Below are 4,989 nucleotides of genomic sequence, written 5' to 3'. Positions count from 1 at the left end.
TCGGGCTCAACGGGCTCAACGGGCTCAACGGGCTCAACGGGCTCAACGGGCTCAACGGGCTCAACGGGCTCAACGGGCTCAACGGGCTCAACGGGCTCAACGGGCAGTTTCCCCTCACCCGCGCTAGACCTGCAACTCTGCGCCGTTACATTACTGACGGATTACCCTGCTTAAGGAGGTATCAGCGGAAGCCGCTGTCGGTTCCGTAGAATCCTCGGTTTTTGGGCATAAAAAAATCGCGAAACATAAGTTTCGCGATTTTTGCTTTGGTGACCCCAACGGGATTCGAACCCGTGTTGCCGCCGTGAGAGGGCGGAGTACTAGGCCGCTATACGATGGGGCCGTATGCTGAAGATTAATCTTCAGCTCACCAAATCTCTTTGGTGAAGCGCTGGGATACCAGGACTCGAACCTAGAATGACGGAACCAGAAACCGTTGTGTTGCCAATTACACCATATCCCAATGTGACTTGGTATTCATTTGCTTCAGCAGCCGAAGCTGATCTGCGCTGAACGCCTTAGCACGAGATATAACTATACCTAAAAAATTCACGGATCGCACATCCTGGGGCAATATCCTCGAGTGATCTGCAGCTCGTTTATTGAAATGCCTGTAACAGACCTGAGCTTCGCTACACGTCAGCCGATAAATTGCCGCCGAAGGAGGCAGGTCCACTTGACCTGTCACTGCGTGCTGAGACGACTGCTTAATGCAAAAGAGGGAACCGAAGTTCCCCCTTAGCTGTGTGTCGGGATAACAGGATTCGAACCTGCGACCTCGTCGTCCCGAACGACGCGCGCTACCAAGCTGCGCTATATCCCGTGGTTACAACCATTTCACTATACACCCTGCAGAATTCTCATCAATGCCCGGCATAGCTACTCTTTTCTTTGCCGCCAAGTCCTTAGCCGGGCCTCGCAGCTTAAGACCATTAGATAGCTTTCCCAGGATTCAAGATATTCAACGGGTCCAAAAGGTTCTTTATCTGCTGTTGGAGTTCGATCACTTCTGTTGCTTGTTCCCATTGCAACCAATCTTTTTTGATCAGCCCGACACCGTGTTCGCCAGTAATTGTGCCGCCCAGTTCCAGTGCAATACGTACGGAGCTTTCAACTGCACGGTCAAGCCTCGCTAGTGGCTCGTTGCCGTCTTCCGGTTCTACAGAAAACGTCGGATGCAGATTGCCATCCCCTACATGCGAAATCATCCGCATGTTTACGTTTTCGTCCCGCGCAGCCCGTTGAACGCGGTGCACGTATTCAAGCATCTTGCTTTTCGGAATCGCGACATCCTCTCCAGTCCGGTAAGCATCGTCTTTAGTATCACCCCGGCTGGTTCGGCGCATTTCGATCAGTTGCGTAGCACTCGGATCTGCCGAATTGCTTAGCTGGGCATTGCGGTCTGCGAAAACACTGCGGAGAGCGGTTTCTTCACGCTCGGCGCCATAGCCATCCAGTCGAGCCAAGAGCATGGCACCGCCGTGACCTGCGTAATTCGTCGAGTACTGTTCATCAAGAATGAGCAGAGTCGAATGATCAATGAGTTCCAAAATGGCAGGCTGAATTCTGGCTTTGGCAATCAGTTGAACGCCCTCGACTGCTTCTTCCAGGCTGGGGAACAATAGAGCTATGTCTCGCTCGTCTACCGGGAGATAGCGCAATCGGAGAACTGCGCGAACGACAACGCCCAGCGTGCCCTCTGACCCTGTGAAAAGTGCGGCGAGATCATACCCTGCTACACCCTTAAACGTATTCTTGCCAACGCGGATTAGTCGGCCGTCTGCCAATACTACGTCTAGGGAGAGCACTGCTTCTCGGGTCACGCCATACTTCGCGCACCGCAGGCCTCCCGCGTTGGTTGCGATGTTGCCGCCAATTGTAGACATCTTGTAGCTAGCAGGATCCGGGGCGTACATGAGGCCGAATTCGGAAACGGCTTCGTTCAGCTGATGATTGATGACGCCAGGTTCAACCACAGCGACCTCATCTTCCGGGCGGATCTCTAGGATTCTATTCATCTTGCTCAAGTTCAAGACGACGGCATCACCTAGTACGTGTACACCACCAGAAACACCTGTGCCGGCACCGCGGCTAATGACCGGTACCTTGTATTCGCTAGCCAAGCGTAGAACGTGTTGTACATCCGCTACGGAACTGGCGAAAACCACGGCCAGCGGTTCAATGGGATCCCCCGACAACTGACCGAAGTCTCTAGAGTTTTCTCGAAGCAGCGGGCCCGCTGCTTCAATGGCATTCTCTGGTAATGCCGCGCTGAGGGCATCTAGAAATCCGGCATGGGAAGCGGCCATCTTTATCTCCACGGATCGTTGCGTGCAAGTATTTACCTGAGACTACGGCTTTTGAGGGTCTTTGCCGAACTTGATGACTTGGCAATTTACTAGTAGCTCGGTTCAAAACTGCGTTTGCACCCTCATGGCCAGCCAGTCCGGGGCCGGCATACGTCATTGCCCTATTATTTATCGGGCTAAGACCGTTCAGCTGCTGCATTTTCTTTCGATTGCGCTGCTTGGATTTCTGCTGGAAGAGCTTTTCCTCTGACGAATAGTCGATAACAGACGCCCAGGATTGCCACCCAGATTAGACCGGTAATGAGTGCACTACGCGTATCCGGAATAATGCCGATTAAGATGATCACGAAGATCATGAAGGCCAGCGCCAAGTAGCTATCCACTGGCCAAAGCGGAACTGGGAATGCAGATGGTTCAAGATTATCTCTGTCTATCCGGTGCTTCATCCGAATATGAGAGATCAGGATCATCGACCAAACAACGACGGTGGCGAAAGTAGCCAATGCAGCAATGAGGAAGAAGATCTCATCTTCGAACCAGATGTTCAGCACTACACCAATAAGCAATGCGCCGATCATCGATAGTGAAGTCACCCATGGGACCCCGTTAGCCGTGGTCTTCGTGAATACCTGTGGCGCCTGGCCTTGTTTGGCCATACCGTGAATCATGCGTCCCGCGCCGAAGATGTCTGCGTTGATTGCTGAGAGTGCCGCAGTGATGACGATGAAGTTCAGGACATTTGCTGCTGACGAGAAGCCGATGCTGGAGAAGATCGAAACGAATGGACTTTCACTACCATCAATCGTGTTCCACGGCTGAATGCACATGATGACACCGAGCGTGAGTACGTAGAACAGCAAGATGCGCACTGGCACAGAGTTAATTGCCTGCGGAATGACTTTACGCGGGTTTTGCGCTTCACCAGCGGTAATGCCGATCACTTCGGTGCCGCCGAAGGCAAACATGACAATGGTCAGGGAAGCGAGAATGCCCCAGACACCATGCGGCATGAAGCCGTCGCCAGCAAAGAGATTGGATAGACCTGCAGCTCCTTCGCTTTGGTTGCCCAACCCGAAGACGATTACGAGAACGCCACCAGCGATCATTGCCATGATAGCGACGACCTTGATCAAGGAGAACCAAAATTCCAGTTCGCCGAAGACTTTGACCGAGAGCAGGTTCACGGCGGCAATGAAGAAAACAACTGCCAGGATCCAGATCCATCGTTCGACGTTGGGAAACCAGAAACCCATATATACGCCAAAAGCCGTCACGTCAGCCAGGGCCACCACAAACATTTCAAACGTGTAGGTCCACCCGGTTGCAAAGCCAGCAAAGCGTCCAACGAATTCAGTGGCATAGCTTCCGAATGAGCCGGAGGTCGGATTGCGGACTGCCATTTCTCCCAACGCACGCATCACCATGAACACCACTGCCCCACCGAGTATGTATGCCAACAGCACCGCTGGCCCAGCCATTTGAATGGCGCTTGCGGAACCATAGAACAAGCCTGTGCCAATAGCAGACCCTAGAGCGATAAACCTGATGTGCCGTGTGCTTAAACCACGTTTCAAGTTTTGACTTGTCTGGCTAGTACGCATGCTGCTCCTCCGATATTCCTAACTGCATCAGAGGTTTGCCGCTCACTTTTCATGGTGTGCTTCAACCCCGACATCCATGTAATCGCAGTCACACGCATCTTGGAGCGGGGAAAAAGACAAGATAGTCCGGTACCTCAGACTCTTGGTGAAAAGAAGCTGAGATACCGGACGGCAATTCTTCCAACGGGTATCTCGGGACAGCGTGATGGGCATTCTGGAATTTCGACCACTCGCGAGCTGTCGATAGAAGTACACATCCCGGCATGCAACGCAGTCAGATACTCGTGAATCCAATTGAAGGATCATGCTGCGCGATCCTCACCAACGACCTTGAGAATGCTTAAATGTGCTTGCGCAATCCCTCGATATCGAGGCAGGATTCCGATACGGCTGGCTTCAACGTGCTGCACGTCAGTGGTCAGCAGCCACGCCCGCCTGTGTCCGTCATGTTGTCCACCAGAAGTCAAAGCATCTACTGTCCGTAAGCGTCCGCGTCTTCAGAAACATGACACCGGTGCCTTCAGGCGGTGGATGACAGTATCTATTGCTTTCAAGGCTTTCCAAGACGAGGTCCACAATGACGTTCATTGGCCTGACCCGGTGAATTCTCGCAGTCTTGGTTCCCTTGGTCGGTCGAATCCCCTTACGCCGAGACCTATGGTTGCCAGTTGCTCTCACCATTGCACGCCGGCAGGTGAATGTGGTGCAACTGCGGGAATCGTCTTCCGAAACGGAGCTGTCGCCTTGGTGCCTGAAACTCAAATTACGCAGTCGACCAGCTGGCATTTTTAGTCGATACCCGTCAGGGAACAAATATGGCTCAGCAAGGCTGGCTGGGCCGACAACCTGATCTTCAATTTGGATAAGAACTCCAGTGAATAATTCTCGGGTAACCTGGCCCTCGTCATCCGGTGCAAGCAACTGAGCTCGCCGGCAACCTTGGCCAACACAAATACCCTGGACGCACTGGTCGTTAAAGCAGGAGGGAGGAGGAACCAAGCAGCACCAGCTGCCCAATTCCCCTCCCCTTCCCGTTAAACAGGTGAGGCCCCGGCACCAAACGGTACCAGGGCCTCAAA

General features: G+C 53.1%; 3 protein-coding genes and 3 tRNA genes. 1 reads left to right on the top strand and 5 read right to left on the bottom strand.

From position 1 onward, the window contains the following. The coding region (locus ACI2JZ_RS18290) for a hypothetical protein (protein WP_388063534.1) at nt 1-209 on the top strand (209 nt) is incomplete at its 5' end. 58 nt (nt 210-267) lie between these two features. On the opposite strand, the gene ACI2JZ_RS18285 is transcribed toward ACI2JZ_RS18290, so the two are convergent. From ACI2JZ_RS18285 to ACI2JZ_RS18265, 5 genes are all read right to left on the bottom strand, one after another. Continuing rightward, a tRNA-Glu gene (locus tag ACI2JZ_RS18285) sits at nt 268-343 on the bottom strand. 48 nt (nt 344-391) lie between these two features. After that, nucleotides 392-463 (bottom strand) — tRNA-Gln (locus ACI2JZ_RS18280). 286 nt (nt 464-749) lie between these two features. Next, a tRNA-Pro gene (locus tag ACI2JZ_RS18275) sits at nt 750-823 on the bottom strand. 109 nt (nt 824-932) lie between these two features. Continuing rightward, nucleotides 933-2,309 (bottom strand): FAD-binding oxidoreductase, encoded by a 1,377-nt coding sequence (locus ACI2JZ_RS18270; protein WP_404598847.1) that lies wholly within the window; start codon nt 2,307-2,309, stop codon nt 933-935. A gap of 176 nt (nt 2,310-2,485) precedes the next feature. Beyond that, entirely contained in the window at nt 2,486-3,910 is a 1,425-nt protein-coding gene (locus tag ACI2JZ_RS18265; RefSeq protein WP_404598846.1) for an amino acid permease, read from the bottom strand. Nucleotides 3,911-4,989: the final 1,079 nt, after the last annotated feature.

It is taken from the genome of Microbacterium sp. NPDC087868 (assembly GCF_044900755.1).
GTDB lineage: Bacteria > Actinomycetota > Actinomycetes > Actinomycetales > Microbacteriaceae > Microbacterium > Microbacterium galbinum.
This window is presented reverse-complemented; position numbering and strand designations above follow the sequence as displayed.

Excerpts from the sequence above, each read along its gene's own strand:
- ACI2JZ_RS18265 (WP_404598846.1), bottom strand. The coding sequence starts at position 3,910 with ATGCGTACTAGCCAGACAAGTCAAAACTTGAAACGTGGTTTAAGCACA.
- ACI2JZ_RS18270 (WP_404598847.1), bottom strand. The coding sequence starts at position 2,309 with ATGGCCGCTTCCCATGCCGGATTTCTAGATGCCCTCAGCGCGGCATTA.